Below are 18,222 nucleotides of genomic sequence, written 5' to 3' on the forward strand. Positions count from 1 at the left end.
ATGTGTTTATAGTAAATTTTACGAAATTTTCATTTAATTAGATTATTTTTAACCATAAATAAAGAATAAGTTACCTTTCCAGCTGTTTTTTTATGATATAAAGTCCAATTATTTGGTATATAATTTATTATATTAGTTGATTTTTTTTCAATATATACAAATGAATTATTACTTATCCATTGTTTCTTTTCTAATAAAAATATAGTCTTATCTAATAAATTACTATTAAATGGTGGATCAATAAATATTATGTTAAATGGTTTACCCTTGTTATTTTCAAGCCAAAACAGGGTGTCTGTATGAATGATTTTGCCATTATTTGATTTAAATCTTTTTAAATTCATCTCTAGTTGTTTTACTAAATAATTTTTTATCTCTAACATAGTCACAAAATTTGCATAACGAGATAATGCTTCAAATCCGAGTGATCCGCTCCCTGTAAAACAATCAAGACAATTTGCATTTTTGATCATAGGGTTTAACCAATTGAATAAAGTTTCACGCATACGATCTGTAGTAGGATGTAATCCATAACTATTTAATACTGGTAGTTTGTGCCGACGCCACTGTCCCGCAATAATGCGAATAGATCCTGAACGATAATTACTATAAAACTTTTTCATTAAAATATTTATATGATATGATAAAATAATAGTGATATTAAAATAACTTTCTTAAAAAAATAAATATTAAATTATTATTAAGTATGTTATCTATTGTTTTTATAATAAAATTTCACGCTTAGTTAATTGTAAAAAAATAAGTCAAAATATCATAGGAAAATCAAAAATATAATGACAAAAAAGAAAAACAATTCTTTTTTTTCTTGGTTAAAATTAAAAAAAGAAAAAAAAGATGAGGCAGAAAAAATATCTTTGATTGAACAAGAAAAAAATAATTCAAATACAAATCAAAATGATTTTTTATTTAATAATAACATAAAAACAGATAAAAAAATAATAAATGATCAAATACAAAAAAAGTCTTCACTAATAACTGAAGGTACTGAAAATAAAAAAATTAAAACTAATCAGGAAATTGATAATAATCTAAATTTTAAAAAGGAACTTTCAGAAGATATTTTTAATGCAAGTTCTACCAATAAATTTAATAAATCAATTAGTAATAACAGTATTGATACATTAAATAATAAGTTTCGTAATGTTAATATACAAAATAATTTAAAAAAACAACATGAAGGATTGTTTACACGATTAAAAAACAGTCTAACAAAAACTCGTCAAAATTTAACATTAAATTTAATTAATTTATTTAAAAAAAAATCAGTAGATAAAGAATTGTTTGATAAAATAGAAGAGCAGTTATTGATTGCTGATGTTGGAATAGAAACTACTAAAATGATTATCAATAACATATCTCATCAAGCAAAATTTAAAAGCATATGTGATACAAAAGATATTTATATTTTATTAAAAAATGAACTAGCCAATATACTTACCGGGATAGATATTCCATTAGAAATAAAAAACAAAAAACCTTTTGTTATATTAATGGTAGGAGTTAATGGTGTTGGAAAAACAACTACTATTGGTAAACTATCTTATCAATATAATAAATTAGGTAAATCAGTTATTTTAGCTGCCGGGGATACTTTCCGGGCTGCTGCAATTGAGCAATTGCAATTTTGGGGGGAAACAAATAAAGTTCCTGTAATTGCACAACATAAAAGAGCAGATTCTGCTTCAGTGATTTTTGATGCGATAAAAGCTGCAAAATCTCGTGAAACTGACATAGTAATTGCAGATAGTTCTGGTCGTCTTCATAACAAATTACATTTAATGGAAGAATTAAAGAAAACTATTAGAGTAATCAAAAAAATAGATGGATCTGCACCCCACGAAATAATGTTAATTATAGATGCTAATACAGGACAAAATGCTGTTATTCAAGCTAAATCTTTTTATGAATTCATAAAACCCACAGGAATTACAATTACTAAATTAGATGGTACTGCTAAAGGCGGAGTTATTTTTTCAATAGCTAATCAACTATCTATACCTATCAGATATATTTGTATTGGGGAAAGTAGAGAAGATATAAGAACTTTCAAATCTATAGATTTTATTGAAGCATTATTTTCTTAAAAAATATTAAAGAAAATAAATTAAATATTTGTTAATAAAAAGTGTTATCATCAAGGCTTACAATGATAATTTATATGATTTATTAATCATATAAATTAATTATAAATTCAAAGAAGATACTTAAAATATACCTACTAATGATGTAGTACCTTAAAAAAATAACGTAAGGTAATACATATGAATTATGTTTTATTATATATGTAATATAATAATTAATTTATAATTTGTTATATAAAGATAATAATTATGACTAATTACATTTTTTTAATATCATTCCAATAATAAAAATGTTATCTAAGTAACTTAAATTAAAGATAGTTGTGCAACAACCTAAACATATTTAAAGATATTTAATCATTTTATAAAAAAATTATATTAATTAATGCAATTATATTACAATATTAAAGGAGTTTGAATGATAAAAAAAACACAAGCTATAACTTTCGCTCCATTAGGTAATTTAGAATCTTATATTCAGGCTGCAAATATACTACCTATGTTATCAGCAGAACAAGAAAAAATTTTAGCTAAACAATTACACTATCATGGAGATTTAGAATCAGCCAAGATATTAATTCTATCTCATTTACGTTTTGTCGTCCATATAGCTCGTAACTATTCTGGATATGGGTTACCGCAAGCTGATCTAATACAAGAAGGAAATATTGGATTAATGAAAGCCGTAAGAAGATTTAATCCTGAAGTTGGTGTGCGATTAGTTTCTTTTGCTGTCCATTGGATTAAGGCTGAAATTCATGAATATGTTTTACGTAATTGGCGTATTGTAAAAGTAGCGACCACAAAAGCACAACGTAAGCTATTCTTTAATCTTAGAAAGAGTAAAAAACATTTGGGATGGTTTAACCAAAATGAAGTAGAAATGGTAGCACGGGAATTAGGAGTAAGTAGTAAAGATGTCCGTGAAATGGAATCTCGTATGGCTGCTCAAGACATGACTTTTGATTTATGTAATAATGATGAAAATAATGAAGATAAATCTATGGCACCAGTACTTTATCTTCAAGATAAAAGTTCTGATTTTGCTAATGGTATTGAAGAAAATAACTGGGAATTACATGCAGCAGATAAATTAAGTTACGCATTAGAAAGTTTAGATGAGCGTAGTAGGCATATTATACGCACTCGTTGGCTTGAAGAGGATAGTAAAACAACACTTCAAGAACTAGCTAATAAATACGGAGTTTCAGCCGAACGCGTGCGTCAACTTGAAAAAAATGCCATGAAAAAACTTAGACTAGCAATTGAGTCATGAAAATTACAAGATTATTATTATAGTAATCTTTTTTTAAGTATTAAATATTCATTAATATGATGTTAATTGGAAAAAAAAGATATTTTTAAAACTCAGTCTTTTATATCAATTATCAAAATAATAAGAGTCTATTCAAAATTATTTTTACTAAAAAATATTATTTTTACTAAAAAATCATATTATAGATATTTAAAATATCTATAATAGATAAAAAATATATTACCTAATATTGTAATTGCTTTTTAATTCAATTAAAATTTAATTAAATTAAACTTTTAAGTAAACTCTAATACCATCTAAAAACATTTGTGTTGCCAACATAACTAAAATTAATCCCATTAAACGTTCTAATGCATTTACACCTTTTTCCCCCAGTATTCGTAAAAAAAGTTCTGAAAGCAATAAAATTGTTAATGTTATTCCCCATGCAATTAACATTGAAACTATAATAATATATATTTGATTTACATATTGATGTGCTAGCATCATTAAAGTTGCTAATAGGGATGGTCCTGCAACTAATGGTATTGCTAAGGGAACTAAAAATGGTTCTTCACCAGCAGGTAAGCCTGTATTGTTATCTTCATAAGAAGGAAAAATCATTTTAATAGCTATTAAAAATAGAATAACGCCTCCAGATATTGATACTGATTCAGTACGTAAATTTAAAAAATTTAATATTGTTTCTCCAGAAAACAAAAATAATAACATAATAATTAAGGAGATTATCATTTCACGAATTAAAATAATTTGCCTTCGTTTAGGTTCAATATATTTTAAAATTGACATAAAAATAGGTAAATTACCTAAGGGATCCATAATTAATAGTAATAATATTGTTCCAGAAATTATCTCATTCATTTATTTTACACCTTAATTTTTTAATATAATTTATTAATTGTTAATTAGCTAAAATTAGTATTTTTTTAAAATTATTCTATTAATAGAAATTAACATAATTTATAAAGTTCTGGCTATTTGTAAATTTAATTATTACACATAGCTAAGTAAAATTAATATTTTAGTATTGCCTTTAAAAAATAAATTGAACATTCAAATAATCCATATGGGAGATAACATGAAAAATGTTGGTTTTGTTGGTTGGCGTGGCATGGTTGGTTCAGTATTAATGTCCCGAATGATTGAAGAAAATGATTTTAACATGATTAACTCTATCTTCTTTTCTACATCACAACAAGGAAAACTATCTCCAAATTTTGGTGGTAATTTTAATAGTGTTCTTCAAGATGCTTTTAATATAGAACATTTAGAAATGTTAGATATCATCATTACTTGCCAAGGCAGTGAATATACTAAAGAAATTTATCCTAAATTAAGAAGTATAGGATGGCAAGGTTATTGGATAGATACCTCATCTGTATTACGTATGGCAAAAGATGTCATTATTGTTCTTGATCCGGTAAATTGCCATACAATTAGTGAAGGAATAAACAATGGTATTAAAACTTTTGTTGGTGGTAATTGTACTGTAAGTTTAATGTTAATGTCATTGGCCGGTTTATTTTCTCACAATCTAATTGATTGGATATCAGTTGCAACTTATCAAGCTGCTTCTGGCAGTGGTGCTCGTCATATGAAAGAATTGTTAATACAAATGGGAGCAATATATAACCATGTAGCAGAATCTTTAAATAATCCAACAAGCTTGATTTTGGACATTGAAAGAAAAATTGCTAAATTTACCTATTCTGGTTTTTTACCAATTGATAATTTTGGTGTACCTATAGTGAATAATTTAATTCCTTGGATAGATAAAAAATTAGAAAATGGTCAAAGCAGAGAAGAATGGAAAGGGCAAGCAGAAACTAATAAAATTCTTAACACTAAAACCATTATTCCAATTGACGGATTATGTGTTCGTATTGGTACGTTACGTTGTCATAGTCAAGCATTTACTATTAAACTAAATAAAAATATACCATTGGAACAGGTAGAAGAAATAATAGATTCACATAATAAATGGGTTAAGGTTATCAAAAACGATCAAGATCCAACTATGCATCAATTAACACCAGCTGCAGTAACTGGTACATTATTGATTCCAGTTGGTCGAATAAGAAAACTAAATATTGGTTCAACATATTATTCTGCTTTTACTGTTGGTGATCAACTTCTATGGGGTGCAGCGGAACCAATACGCAGAATGTTACGTTTGTTAATTTAATAGATAAAATACAGACTAATTATTATTTTTAATAATAAGATATTATTACATAATTAATGTTACTTAAATAATATCTTCAAATTTATTGATCTAAATATTTGCAATCTTACTGTATTTTAATTATTTTTTGATAAAAATAAATGAATTTTGAATAATAATTTTTATTAAAAATAAGAATGTCTACCATGCTGATGTTCAGTATTATCAATAACTCCTTTTAAAACAGGAAAAGCTATCATTAATGCTTTTTCCACACTATCTTTTAAGGTAACGTTTATCATTGCGCATCCATTACATCCACCTCCAAATTGTAATACAGCATAATTATCATCAGTAATTTCAACTAATGACACATATCCGCCATGTTCAGCTAATTGTGGATTAATTTGCGTATACAATAGATATTCTATCTGCTTATTAATAGGTGCATTTTCAGGCAGTTTATGCACTTTTGTAGCATTTGGTGCTTTTAATGTCAGCTGAGATCCAAATTTATCTACTACTAAATCGATCTCTGCTTCTTTTAGATAAGGTAAGCTTATTTCATCGATATAAATAGATAATTTTTCAAAATTTAATTCAGTGTCTGTATCTTTAATAGTATGTGGTTGACAGTAAGAAACACTACATTCAGCATTAGGTGTACCTGGATTATTAATAAATATTCTAATTTGTGTTCCATCTTTTTGTTTATTCAATAATTTTAAAAAATGTTTTTTAGCAGAATCAGTTATTTTAATCATTGATAATTACTCAATTTCAGATCAAAATATTTTGGAAAAAACTATTATTAAAATAAATATAGTTTATCCATTTAACATATTTTGCATTATTATTAGTCCTAAATAAATAATAAATAATTATTTGCTTAATTACATTGATTATACATAAAATTATGACTATCTCAAATATAAAATAGATTTTATTTAAAATAATATAACTTAATTACGTTTTAACTAATTTATAAATAATAAATAGCAACACATAATTAAAAATTAATATCTTCATTCAGGATTTTTATTATGTATTTTTTAATATTTAATTGATTTCAAATGTATTATTATACTTGTGGCAAAGGTACAATAAATCTTGTTTTACTGCATGGTTGGGCTCTTAATGCAGAAATATGGAATGAGATTGTTCCGTGCCTTAGTGCAAACTTTTGCTTGCATATATTTGATTTACCAGGTTATGGACGTAGTCAAAATTTGTCTGCTTTAACTTTAAATGATATGGCAATTCAATTATTACCATTTATACCTTATCAATCAATCTTAATTGGATGGTCTCTAGGAGGATTAGTGGCTATGAAATTAGCTTTGATTAAGCCTGAAGTATTAGGTGGGATTATTACTGTAGCATCATCACCAAGATTTATTGCTGCAAAATCTTGGCCAGGTATAAAATTGAATGTATTTAAAAATTTTCAATTTCATATTCAGAAAGATTTACAAAAAACAATAGATCGTTTTTTATTATTACAAACATTAGGTTCAAATAGAAGTTATTTTGATGTTTTAACATTAAAAAAAGCAATATTTTCTCAACCTATTACGCCTGCTGAAGTACTAAATAATGGTTTAAAAATTTTAACTGAAACAGATATGCGTACGAAATTACCTTTAATTAAAATACCATTTTTACGTATTTACGGCTACTTAGATAATTTAGTACCACGTTGTATTTCACCTATTTTAGATAAAATTGTTTCGCTATCTAATTCTATTATAATGGAAAAAGCAGCACATGCTCCCTTTATTTCTCATCCTGATAAGTTTTGCAAATATATTACTGATTTTATCAAAAAAATAGATTTCTAATTAACTATACTTTTATGTTTATTCGTATTAAATTAACATAAAATTATATGTTTTATGTTAATTTAAAATCAATACATACGAAAATTTTAAAAATTAATACAATTAATTTTTAAAAATTATTAAAGCCATAAATTTTGATATTAACAATGAAAAAAAAAATAGAAAAACCTAATATTACTAACGTAAAAACAATAGCTTGTTCTAAATTATTTGAAATAGAATCAGTAGATTTAATTTTTAGCAATGGTGAACATCGCGTTTATGAACGTATTAAAGCATCTAATTTTGAAACAGTTATTATTATACCAATTATTGATAATAATTTAATTTTAATTCAAGAATATGCTGTAGGTTCAGAAAGTTATACAATTGGTTTTCCCAAAGGTTTAATTAATTTTGGTGAATCAATAAAGGAAGCTGCAAATCGTGAACTTAAAGAAGAGATAGGATTTGGTGCTAATCAATTGGAATTAATTGGTAAAATAACTATTACACCTTCCTATCTCTATAGCATAAGCAATATTGTACTAGCTCAAAGTCTTTATAAAAAAAAACTAATAGGAGACGAACCAGAACCAATAATTATACATTATTGGTCTATACATAATATGTTGGAATTACTAAAAGAATCAAATTTTTGTGAATCACGAAACGTAAGTACTCTATTTATTGCACGCGAATGGTTAGTAAAAAAAGGTCTTATAAACTATTAAAAATAATTTTTAATAGTTGCCTAACTTAATTTTTCACTTATTAATTAATAATCAAAATATTAATATGGATTCGAAATCATTAATTTCAATAATTTAAAAATTATGACAAATAAATTAAAAATTAAATATTAATATTTCTTTATCAATAATCGAAACTGACAATAATTTATTGTCTTTTAGTAAAAATTTTATTTATCTAAATTTTAAAATTATTTTTTGTAAATAATACTATTAATATAAAATTTAATGTGCAATAATTGTTATAAATTTTAAAAAACATTAATAATGTTATAGATAGTATGAATTAGTTGTCTATGGGTCTTAGGTATTTTAATGATTATATAACAGAGTTGATAATTATATGTGTTTTAATTCCTTTACCTTTCCAGGGTTTAATCATAATTTCTGGATATTATTAATAAATTTCATTCATATCAAACAATATGGCAGATAAACGTAATATATTTCTAGTTGGACCGATGGGTGCTGGAAAGAGCACTATTGGTCGTTATTTGGCTCAACAACTGAATATGGAATTTTTTGATTCAGATCAAGAAATTGAAAAACGTACTGGAGCGGATATAAGTTGGGTTTTTGATGTTGAAGGAGAAGAAGGATTTCGTGATCGTGAAGAAAAAATTATAAATGAACTTACTGGGAAACAAGGAATTGTTCTTGCAACTGGAGGAGGGTCTATTAAATCACAAAAAAATAGAAGTTGTCTTTCAGCTCGTGGAATTGTAGTTTATTTAAAAACAACAATAGAAAAACAATTATCACGTACTCAACATGATAAAAAGCGTCCATTATTACAACAAATTAATCTATCTCCCAGCAAAATACTTAAATCATTAGCTGAAGAACGTAATCCTTTGTATATGGAAATAGCTGATCTTACAATTAGTACTGATAATCAAAACACAAAAATCGTAGCAAATCAAATTATCTATATGTTAGAAAAAGAAATAATTTAAAACTTAGTAAAGTTAATAAATTTTATCAGGTATTTAATTTTATGGAAAAAATTACTGTTTCATTAGGAAACAGAACTTACCCAGTTATCATATCTAATGGATTATTTAAGGATTTAAATTCCTTTTGGTGTTTAAAAGCCAATGATAAGGTTATGATAGTAACCAATCAAACTTTATCCCCAATATATTTAAACGAATTTATAATATTATTGAAAAATTTAAGGATAAAAGTTGATTATATAATTTTACCTGATGGTGAGAAATATAAAAATCTTGAAACTGTTAATCAAATTATTAGTTCTCTGTTAAAGCAATCACATGGTCGTAATACAATTTTAATTGCTTTAGGAGGGGGTGTTATTGGTGATATAACTGGTTTTACTGCAGCTATATATCAGCGAGGTGTTCGTTTTATTCAAATACCAACAACTTTACTTGCTCAAATAGATGCATCTATTGGTGGAAAAACAGGTGTTAATCATATATTGGGTAAAAATATGATTGGTGCTTTTCATCAACCAATTTCAGTAATTATCGATACTAAATTTTTATGTTCATTACCCTCACGTGAGTTCAGTTCAGGATTGGCAGAAGCGATTAAATATGGAATTATTTTAGATAACTTATTTTTTCATTGGCTTGAAAACAATATTGATTCACTAATGGCACTAGATGAAAACGCATTGATTTATTGTATTCGTAGATGTTGTGAATTAAAAGCTAATATAGTTTCTATTGATGAACATGAAATAGGACATCGTTCAATTTTAAATTTAGGTCATACTTTCGGTCATGCGATTGAAACACATATGGGTTATGGTAATTGGCTTCATGGTGAATCAATATCTGTTGGAATGGTTATGGCTGCATGTATAGCAGAACGTTTAGGTCAATTTAAAAAGAGTGATACTGAAAAAATTATTAATCTATTAAAAAGAGCCAAATTACCAATACGTGGTCCAATAGAAATGGTTCCTAAAGATTATTTAACTTATATGATGAGAGATAAAAAAGTAATTTCCGATAAACTCAGACTAATACTTCCTTTATCAATTGGAATGTCTGAAATACGTAATGGTATATCTAATGAGTTGATATTTGATGTGATTAACGAATGTCAAGATTGTGCTTACATAGAAAATTAGATATATAAATATTTTTCAATATATGAATAATAACACTTAAAAAGTGTAAAAATATAAAACTTATAAATATAGTTTGAATAAAAAACTTAATAAGATTGTATGTTTATTAGTCTCAAAAATTATAATTTTTGTTATTTTTATAGATATAACCACCAACAACAAAAATGCAATACCAACATAATATAAAATATTAAGCAAATTATTAAGTTAATAAATACCAAATGAACTATAAATAATAGTAAGTGTTAAAATTAATTTGTTATATGTGTTAATAATTTCAATAAAATAGGTAAATTTAGATGAAAAAATATCTATTAGCTCCTTCAATACTATCAGCGGATTTTGCTAGATTAGGTGAGGACATCCTAAAGGTTTTAAATTCTGGAGCAGATATAATTCATTTTGATGTTATGGATAATCATTACGTTCCTAATCTTACTATAGGTCCTATGGTTTTGAAATCATTGCGTGATTATGGAATTTCTGCACCAATTGATGTACATCTTATGATAAAGCCTGTAGATGCGCTGATACCTGTTTTTGCTAAAGTTGGTTCTAATTATATTACATTTCATCCAGAAACTAGTGAAAATATTGACAGAACTATACAAATAATAAAAGAAAATGGCTGTAAAGCTGGATTAGTATTTAATCCAACTACTGTTCTCAACTACCTTGATTACGTAATGGATAAATTAGACATAATTCTTCTTATGTCAGTAAATCCAGGTTTTAGTGGTCAATCTTTTATTCCTAATACGTTAGAAAAATTACGTGAAGTAAGACAAAGAATTGATAATAGTGGATATGATATTATTTTAGAGGTAGACGGTGGAATTAAGATAGATAATATTGGTGAAATAGCTAAAGCTGGAGCTGATATGTTTGTTATAGGCTCTGCCATTTTTAATAACAATAATTATAAAAAAGTTATCGATAATATGAGACAAGAAATAGAAAAATATAACTTAATGAGTTATTAATTTTTCAGTAAACATTAATAATGTTGTTTTATAAAAGGAATTCATCTTATAAAATTTTCCCTTAATTATAAGCAATATTAATCGATATTATTGACTTATTAATAATTAGTAATATTTTTTCATTAAAAATCAAAGAGTTAATTTTCCTAGATTATTAGGATTTAATGATGGAAAAATTTGTAGTTTTTAGTGGTGTTCAACCATCTGGTGAATTAACTATTGGTAATTATCTAGGTGCAATTAGTCAATGGGTTAAAATACAAAACGATTTTGAATGCATATATTGCATTGTGGACTTACATACCTTAACTGTTCGCCAAAATCCTAAAACATTAAATAGATCTATTTTAGATACATTAGCTCTTTATTTAGCATGTGGCGTTGATCCTGATAAAAGTATTATTTTTATTCAATCTCATATAGCAGAACACACTCAACTTAATTGGATTTTGAGTTGTTTTTGTTATTACGGTGAACTTAATCGTATGACGCAATTTAAAAATAAATTAACTAGTGAAGATAAAATTAATTCAGGTATATTTAATTATCCAATATTAATGGCTGCTGATATTTTATTATACCAAACAAATAAAGTACCTGTAGGTGAAGATCAAAAGCAACATATAGAATTAAGTCGTAAAATTGCTCAACGTTTTAATAGTATCTATGGAGATATTTTTAAAATTCCAGAACCAATGATTTTAAAATTTGGATCAAAAATTTTGTCACTTACAGAAATAGAAAAAAAAATGTCTAAATCAGATCGCAATCGTAATAATGTTATTAGTCTTTTAGAAGATCCGCAATTTATAGAAAAAAAAATCAAGCGTGCAGTTACTGATTCCGATAATCCTCCTATAATTCGTTACGATATTAAAGAAAAAGCTGGTGTTTCAAATCTTCTCAATATATTATCAGGTATAACAGGTAAGAATGTATTTGAATTACAAAGTGATTTTCAAGGCAAAACTTATAACCAATTAAAATTAGTTGTTTCTAATGAAGTTTCTTTAATGTTATTAGAACTTCAGGAACGTTATCATTATTACCGTAATAATATACCTTTTCTTAAGCAAATAATAGACGAAGGAGCAAATAAAGCTAAATTGAAAGCAAAAGAAACAATAATCAAAGTTTATAAAGCGATAGGTTTATGTTTTTAATTTATTGATATTACATGTTATTATAGATTTTTGTTGATTATTATTTACAATTTATTAAGTTAATAATTATTGTGAAATTTTCATTTTATGATTTATAATGAACTTATAATAAATAACTTAATCTTTTTATCTTATTCCTTAAACAAGGATAGTTTTACAAGGATAGTTTCACCATGAGTAAAATTATTTTTGTCTTCTAATATTTTAAAAATACGACCAACTATTTGCCAAATTTATTGCCTATTGATTTTAACTTGCATTCCATCTGCAATCTGGATAGTATTTAGTTGTTTAGTTATTATATTTATAAGCATTTTAGAAATGGTTTTTTTACATCTAAAAATATCAGGATAAAACTTTTTCAGATGTAACTTGTAAACGATGAGTACTTTTGATGAGATTATTAATTAATATGTTTGATATTTAGATGAATTAATTCATCTAAATTTTTATATGAAATTTCAGCTACTTCACATGCAATTTCTACACGGACCGCAAGTGCTACTTTCTTAAATTTTTTAAATAGTCTAAGTTCACTAATAAAACTACTTGATTAAAAAAATAATTATGTTTTTCCCATAAAAATTCAATTTTATTGTTAAATGATTCGATTTTTTTTATTAGAAAGATCTATTCTTAAATCCTTAAATTTTTAGTATTAATGTTTTTAGATACAAAAAAAACTAAACGTAAAATTACTTGTTTAATTACTATATGCAATTACATAAGTTTAATTGAATTTTTAAAATTTAATATAATAGTGTTAGCAATTAACCGATTAATAATATTTATTTATAATTTTACTATTTTAACTATTTAACCAATAATATACGAACTTATATAAGTGATATTTAATAAACATTGACTGAATATCATTCTAAAATATTCATAATATTTGCAAAATATTAATTGTATTATTACGACAAAATTACTATAATCTATCAATTAATGATATTTGGAATTAATCTATCAATAAAAATTTCAAAAAAATTAATCTAAAATATAAATATTATTAATATATAACCATTAAATAATTTATAATTTTTTTTAATTTGATTAATGCTTATCTTGTATAATAGTTATATATCTTTTAAATTAAATTATTGTAACCTATATAAAGTTGAATTTTAGTTATTTATTTATCATTGGTATTAGTTAATGAATAAAAACTCACATTAGAAAATCAAAAAAATGTTTTTTTAATCTCTCATATTATTTTATTATAATCATAAAATTTCATAAATAATGAATGATTTTAAAAATTTATCTAATATATAGTTTTAAAACAATTAAAGCATATTATATATGCTATATTTGATATATCTGAAATATTTATAATTCCAAATAAATTATTAATTAATTTAAAATATTCAAAAAAAACAAATAAATGATTTATAATCAATAAATTATTAATAATATAGGTGAAGAATTACTATACTTTTAAATTGAATGTAATATTATTAATTTTGTAGTATATCACAATTTTATTTTTTAATTAATATAATTAAAAGTTAGTTTATCTTAAATAAGGCATTAATTTATAATGAATTATAATTTATTAGTAACCGGTCCTCCATATGGTACTCAACATGCAACCAGTGCATTATTATTTTCTCGAGCTCTTTTGAAAGCAGGACATAAATTAAAAAGTATTTTTTTTTATAGAGAAGGTGTATTAAATGCTAATCAATTCATAATTATTCCTAAAAATGAATTTAATTTAATAACAGCATGGAAGAACCTTAGTAGAGAACAAGAAATATCTTTAAATATATGTATATCGTCATCTTTTTATCGTGGGATATTAAATGCACAAGAAGCTGAAAATAAATTTTATTCATCAGGCAATTTACAACCTGGTTTTTATTTTAGTGGACTAAGAGCTTTGGCAGAAGCAATTTCAAATTGTGATAGGATAGTACAATTTTAATGAATAGCATAGCTTTTATATTTTCCCATATGCCTTACGGTAATAGTGTTGGTGTAGAAGGACTAAATGCCGCAATAGCGATCAGTGATTTAAATACAAATATTGGAATTTTTTTTATTGGTGATGGTGTGTTACATCTAAATTCTAATCAAAATCCTGATTTAATCTTAGGAAAAAACTATTCTTCTACTTTTTATATTTTAAAATTATATGATATTAAAAAATATTTTTTATGTTTAGATTCATTAATACAACGTGGTTTATCAGCTAATCAATTAAATTTGCTAAATGTTGTTAAAATAGTTGACTCTAAAACATTACGTAAAAATTTAAATGAATATAATCACATCTTGACATTTTGAGATGAAAATAACGATGCTTCATACTTTAATGAATTCTCCTACTTATAGCGATCTTGATACATTATTATTACTAATTAGTGTTGAAGATGATGTTCTTTTACTACAAGATGGAGTATTAGCTTCTTTGAAAGATAGTTTAATAATAAATAAAATATTAAGAATAAATAAATCAATTATAATTTGGGTATTAGAAGAAGATTTAATAGCAAGGGGAATAATTAAACAAATTTCAAATAAAGTACGTTTGGTGAACTATAATGGTTTTGTTGAGTTAACCGAAAAACATCACCAACAAATAGTTTGGTAATTAGTTTATAAATTAATTAATTTATAAAAAGTTCTTAACACAATATATTTTTATTATTTAATAATAATTAAAAAAAGCAAATCCATCTGGGAGCTCCTTAATGGCAACAATCAATCAACTAGTACGTAAGCCTCGTATCCGTAAAATCACCAAAAGCAATGTACCAGCACTAGAATCTTGTCCACAAAAAAGAGGTGTATGTACTCGTGTATATACAACAACACCTAAAAAACCGAATTCTGCTTTACGTAAGGTTTGTCGAGTAAGGTTAACTAATAGCTTTGAAGTAACCTCTTACATAGGGGGGGAAGGACATAATTTGCAAGAACATTCTGTAGTTCTGATTCGAGGCGGTCGAGTTAAGGATTTACCAGGAGTACGTTATCATACTATTAGAGGAGCTTTGGATTGCGCAGGCGTTAAAGATCGTAAAAAAGCACGTTCTAAATATGGCATGAAGAAGCAAAAAGCTTGATATTAAATAAGTAATATATTACTTATTTTTAATATTTAATCTAAAAAACAATAAAGTTAACGGAGTATTTATGCCACGTCGTCGTGTTATAAGTCAACGTAAAATTTTACCAGATCCTAGATTTAAATCTGAATTATTAGGTAAATTTATAAATATTTTAATGATTGATGGTAAAAAATCTATATCTGAATCAATAGTATATTCTGCTCTTAAAGCATTATCTAAACGTCTTGGTAAAAGTGAAATAGAAACATTTGAGATAGCTATTGAAAATGTGCGTCCGATAATTGAAGTTAAATCACGTCGTGTAGGCGGTTCTACATATCAAGTACCTGTGGAAGTACGTCCAATTAGACGTGATGCTTTAGCAATGCGTTGGATTGTAGAAGCTGCTCGAAAAAGAGAAGAAAAATCTATGATTCTAAGATTAATAAATGAACTTTCAGATGCTGTAGAAAATAAAGGCATTGCAGTAAAAAAAAGAGAAGAAGTTCATCGTATTGCGGAAGCAAACAAAGCTTTTGCTCATTATCGTTGGTAACAAAATGTTTAATTTACTATTACAGTAAATTGACTACTAGTAAATTTTAAACATTTGCTTGTCTCAAATTACTTTGAAAGTCTTAAAAATCAGAGGAATTAAATGGCTCGTACAACACCTATTACACATTACCGAAATATCGGTATTAGTGCACATATTGATGCTGGTAAAACAACCACCACAGAACGTATTTTATTCTATACTGGAGTAAACCATAAGATAGGAGAGGTACATGATGGTGCAGCTACTATGGATTGGATGGCTCAAGAACAAGAAAGAGGTATCACCATTACTTCGGCTGCCACTACTACATTTTGGTCTGGTATGGCTAATCAGTTTGATCCGCATCGTATTAACATCATTGATACTCCAGGACATGTTGATTTTACTATTGAAGTAGAACGTTCTATGCGTATTCTTGACGGTGTAGTTATGATTTACTGTGCAGTTGGTGGCGTTCAACCACAATCAGAAACTGTATGGCGGCAAGCAAATAAATATAAAGTTCCTCGTCTTGCATTTGTTAATAAAATGGATCGCATGGGTGCTAATTTTTTAAATGTTGTCAAACAATTAAAAAATCGCTTGGGAGCTAATCCTGTTCCTATACACTTGGCAATTGGGGCAGAAGAAAAGTTTATAGGTATTATTGATTTAATCAAAATGAAAGCTATTTATTGGAATGATAAAGATCAAGGTGTTACATTTACATCTGAAGAAATTCCAAATAATATGTTAAATATAGCCCAAGAATGGCGTCAAAATTTGATTGATGCAGCTATCGAATCATCTGATCAATTGATGGAAAAATATTTTAATGATGAAACTATTACAGCAAATGAAATTCAAAAATCATTGCGTAAAAGAGTATTGAACAATGAAATAGTACTCGTTACCTGTGGTTCTGCATTTAAAAACAAAGGTGTTCAATCTATGTTAGATGCAGTAGTAGAATATCTACCTGCACCAACTGATATTCCTCCAGTTAAAGGATTGTTAAATAGTAATCAAGATGATATTGTTGTGCGTCAATCTGATGATAAAGAACCATTTTCTGCATTAGCTTTCAAAATAGCAAATGATCCATTTGTTGGTAATTTGACATTTTTTCGTGTTTATTCAGGTGTTGTCAGTTCAGGTGATGCTGTATTAAATTCGGCTAAATCTCATCGAGAGCGTTTTGGTCGTATTGTCCAAATGCATGCTAATAAACGTGAAGAAATAAAAGAAGTTCGGGCAGGAGATATAGCTGCAGCTATAGGTCTTAAAGATGTTATGACTGGTGATACATTATGTGACCTAAATGACCCAGTAGTACTTGAACGTATAAAATTTCCTGAACCAGTTATATCTATTGCCCTTGAACCAAAAACTAAAGCTGATCAAGAAAAAATGAGTTTAGCATTAAATCGTTTAGCAAAGGAGGATCCATCTTTTCGTGTATGGATTGATGAAGAATCTAATCAGACTATCATAGCTGGTATGGGTGAATTACACTTAGATATAATTGTTGATCGTATGAGACGTGAGTTCAATGTTGAGGCTAATATAGGAAAGCCTCAAGTTGCCTATAGAGAAACGATTAAAGAAAAAATTACAAATATTGAGGGTAAGTATATAAAACAGTCTGGTGGCCGTGGCCAATATGGGCATGTAGTGATTGACCTATATCCGTTAGAATTAGGTAGTAAAGAATACGAATTTATTAATGATATTAAAAGTGGTGTCATCCCTAATGAATATATACCAGCGGTTGATAAAGGTATTCAAGAACAGTTAAAAGCGGGACCATTAGCTGGTTATCCAGTGGTTGATTTAGGTGTGCGTTTGCACTTTGGTTCTTATCACGATGTAGATTCTTCAGAACTAGCTTTTAAATTGGCCGCATCTTTAGCATTTAAAGATGGATTTAAAAAAGCTAAACCTGTTTTACTTGAGCCAATTATGAAAGTTGAAGTTGAAGCGCCAGAAGAGAATACAGGAGATGTTATTGGAGATTTAAGTAGCCGTCGTGGTATTCTTAGAGGTCAAGAATCAAATTCAATGGGTGTAATTATTTATTCTGAAGTACCTTTATCTGAAATGTTTGGTTATGCAACTCAATTACGTTCGTTGACTAAAGGTCGTGCTTCTTACTCCATGGAGTTTTTGAGATATGACGAAGCGCCCAACAACATCGCTCAGGCTATTATTGAAGCTCGTGGTAAATAAAAATATAGGTTTTAATTTGAATAAATATCTTTTAT

General features: G+C 26.4%; 18 protein-coding genes. 15 read left to right on the top strand and 3 right to left on the bottom strand.

Annotated features, from left to right (window positions below):
- Positions 1-29: 29 nt before the first annotated feature.
- On the bottom strand, positions 30-623 hold the full coding sequence (rsmD, locus tag CRV09_RS02530) for a 16S rRNA (guanine(966)-N(2))-methyltransferase RsmD (RefSeq protein ID WP_136132566.1): 594 nt from the start codon (positions 621-623) through the stop codon (positions 30-32).
- A gap of 171 nt (positions 624-794) precedes the next feature.
- Here rsmD and ftsY point away from each other — a divergent pair, with 171 nt between their 5' ends.
- A complete protein-coding gene (gene ftsY, locus CRV09_RS02535) occupies positions 795-2,105 on the top strand; it encodes a signal recognition particle-docking protein FtsY (RefSeq protein WP_136132567.1) in 1,311 nt (436 codons plus the stop codon).
- Positions 2,106-2,520: 415 nt separating this feature from the next.
- Complete coding sequence (gene rpoH, locus CRV09_RS02540; protein WP_136132568.1) at positions 2,521-3,378, top strand: RNA polymerase sigma factor RpoH; 858 nt, start codon at positions 2,521-2,523, stop codon at positions 3,376-3,378.
- 267 nt (positions 3,379-3,645) lie between these two features.
- On the opposite strand, the gene CRV09_RS02545 is transcribed toward rpoH, so the two are convergent.
- Positions 3,646-4,239, bottom strand: coding sequence for a YhgN family NAAT transporter (locus CRV09_RS02545; RefSeq protein ID WP_136132569.1), 594 nt, complete (start codon positions 4,237-4,239; stop codon positions 3,646-3,648).
- 217 nt (positions 4,240-4,456) lie between these two features.
- Between CRV09_RS02545 and asd the strand changes: the two genes are divergently transcribed.
- Positions 4,457-5,563, top strand: a complete 1,107-nt coding sequence (gene asd / locus CRV09_RS02550) for an aspartate-semialdehyde dehydrogenase (protein ID WP_136132570.1) — start codon at positions 4,457-4,459, stop codon at positions 5,561-5,563.
- Between the two features lie 164 nt (positions 5,564-5,727).
- On the opposite strand, the gene nfuA is transcribed toward asd, so the two are convergent.
- Entirely contained in the window at positions 5,728-6,306 is a 579-nt protein-coding gene (nfuA, locus tag CRV09_RS02555) for a Fe-S biogenesis protein NfuA (RefSeq protein ID WP_136132571.1), read from the bottom strand.
- A 309-nt stretch (positions 6,307-6,615) separates the two neighbouring features.
- Here nfuA and bioH point away from each other — a divergent pair, with 309 nt between their 5' ends.
- From bioH to fusA, 12 genes are all read left to right on the top strand, one after another.
- Complete coding sequence (gene bioH / locus CRV09_RS02560; RefSeq protein WP_136132572.1) at positions 6,616-7,383, top strand: pimeloyl-ACP methyl ester esterase BioH; 768 nt, start codon at positions 6,616-6,618, stop codon at positions 7,381-7,383.
- 146 nt (positions 7,384-7,529) lie between these two features.
- Positions 7,530-8,096, top strand: coding sequence for an ADP compounds hydrolase NudE (gene nudE, locus CRV09_RS02565; protein ID WP_136132573.1), 567 nt, complete (start codon positions 7,530-7,532; stop codon positions 8,094-8,096).
- A gap of 443 nt (positions 8,097-8,539) precedes the next feature.
- Positions 8,540-9,070, top strand: a complete 531-nt coding sequence (gene aroK / locus CRV09_RS02570; RefSeq protein WP_136132574.1) for a shikimate kinase AroK — start codon at positions 8,540-8,542, stop codon at positions 9,068-9,070.
- 41 nt (positions 9,071-9,111) lie between these two features.
- Positions 9,112-10,215: a 3-dehydroquinate synthase gene (aroB, locus tag CRV09_RS02575; protein ID WP_136132575.1), complete on the top strand. Its 1,104-nt coding sequence runs from the start codon at positions 9,112-9,114 to the stop codon at positions 10,213-10,215.
- A gap of 299 nt (positions 10,216-10,514) precedes the next feature.
- Positions 10,515-11,198, top strand: coding sequence for a ribulose-phosphate 3-epimerase (rpe, locus tag CRV09_RS02580; RefSeq protein ID WP_136132576.1), 684 nt, complete (start codon positions 10,515-10,517; stop codon positions 11,196-11,198).
- Between the two features lie 167 nt (positions 11,199-11,365).
- Positions 11,366-12,361 carry a tryptophan--tRNA ligase gene (gene trpS / locus CRV09_RS02585; protein WP_136132577.1) on the top strand — a complete coding sequence of 332 codons (996 nt, stop codon included), beginning with the start codon at positions 11,366-11,368 and terminating at the stop codon, positions 12,359-12,361.
- A gap of 1,543 nt (positions 12,362-13,904) precedes the next feature.
- Positions 13,905-14,291, top strand: a complete 387-nt coding sequence (gene tusD / locus CRV09_RS02590) for a sulfurtransferase complex subunit TusD (RefSeq protein WP_136132578.1) — start codon at positions 13,905-13,907, stop codon at positions 14,289-14,291.
- On the top strand, positions 14,291-14,653 hold the full coding sequence (gene tusC / locus CRV09_RS02595) for a sulfurtransferase complex subunit TusC (protein WP_136132579.1): 363 nt from the start codon (positions 14,291-14,293) through the stop codon (positions 14,651-14,653). Before tusD ends, tusC begins: the two co-directional genes overlap by 1 nt.
- Positions 14,654-14,666: 13 nt before the next feature.
- Entirely contained in the window at positions 14,667-14,960 is a 294-nt protein-coding gene (gene tusB, locus CRV09_RS02600) for a sulfurtransferase complex subunit TusB (protein WP_136132614.1), read from the top strand.
- 100 nt (positions 14,961-15,060) lie between these two features.
- Positions 15,061-15,435, top strand: coding sequence for a 30S ribosomal protein S12 (rpsL, locus tag CRV09_RS02605; RefSeq protein ID WP_136132580.1), 375 nt, complete (start codon positions 15,061-15,063; stop codon positions 15,433-15,435).
- 70 nt (positions 15,436-15,505) lie between these two features.
- Positions 15,506-15,976: a 30S ribosomal protein S7 gene (rpsG, locus tag CRV09_RS02610; RefSeq protein WP_136132581.1), complete on the top strand. Its 471-nt coding sequence runs from the start codon at positions 15,506-15,508 to the stop codon at positions 15,974-15,976.
- 102 nt (positions 15,977-16,078) lie between these two features.
- Positions 16,079-18,187 (top strand): elongation factor G, encoded by a 2,109-nt coding sequence (gene fusA / locus CRV09_RS02615; protein ID WP_136132582.1) that lies wholly within the window; start codon positions 16,079-16,081, stop codon positions 18,185-18,187.
- The last annotated feature ends 35 nt before the right edge of the window (positions 18,188-18,222 follow it).

The sequence above is a fragment of the Candidatus Pantoea edessiphila genome (genome assembly GCF_002933345.1).
In the GTDB taxonomy this organism is placed as follows: domain Bacteria; phylum Pseudomonadota; class Gammaproteobacteria; order Enterobacterales; family Enterobacteriaceae; genus Pantoea_C.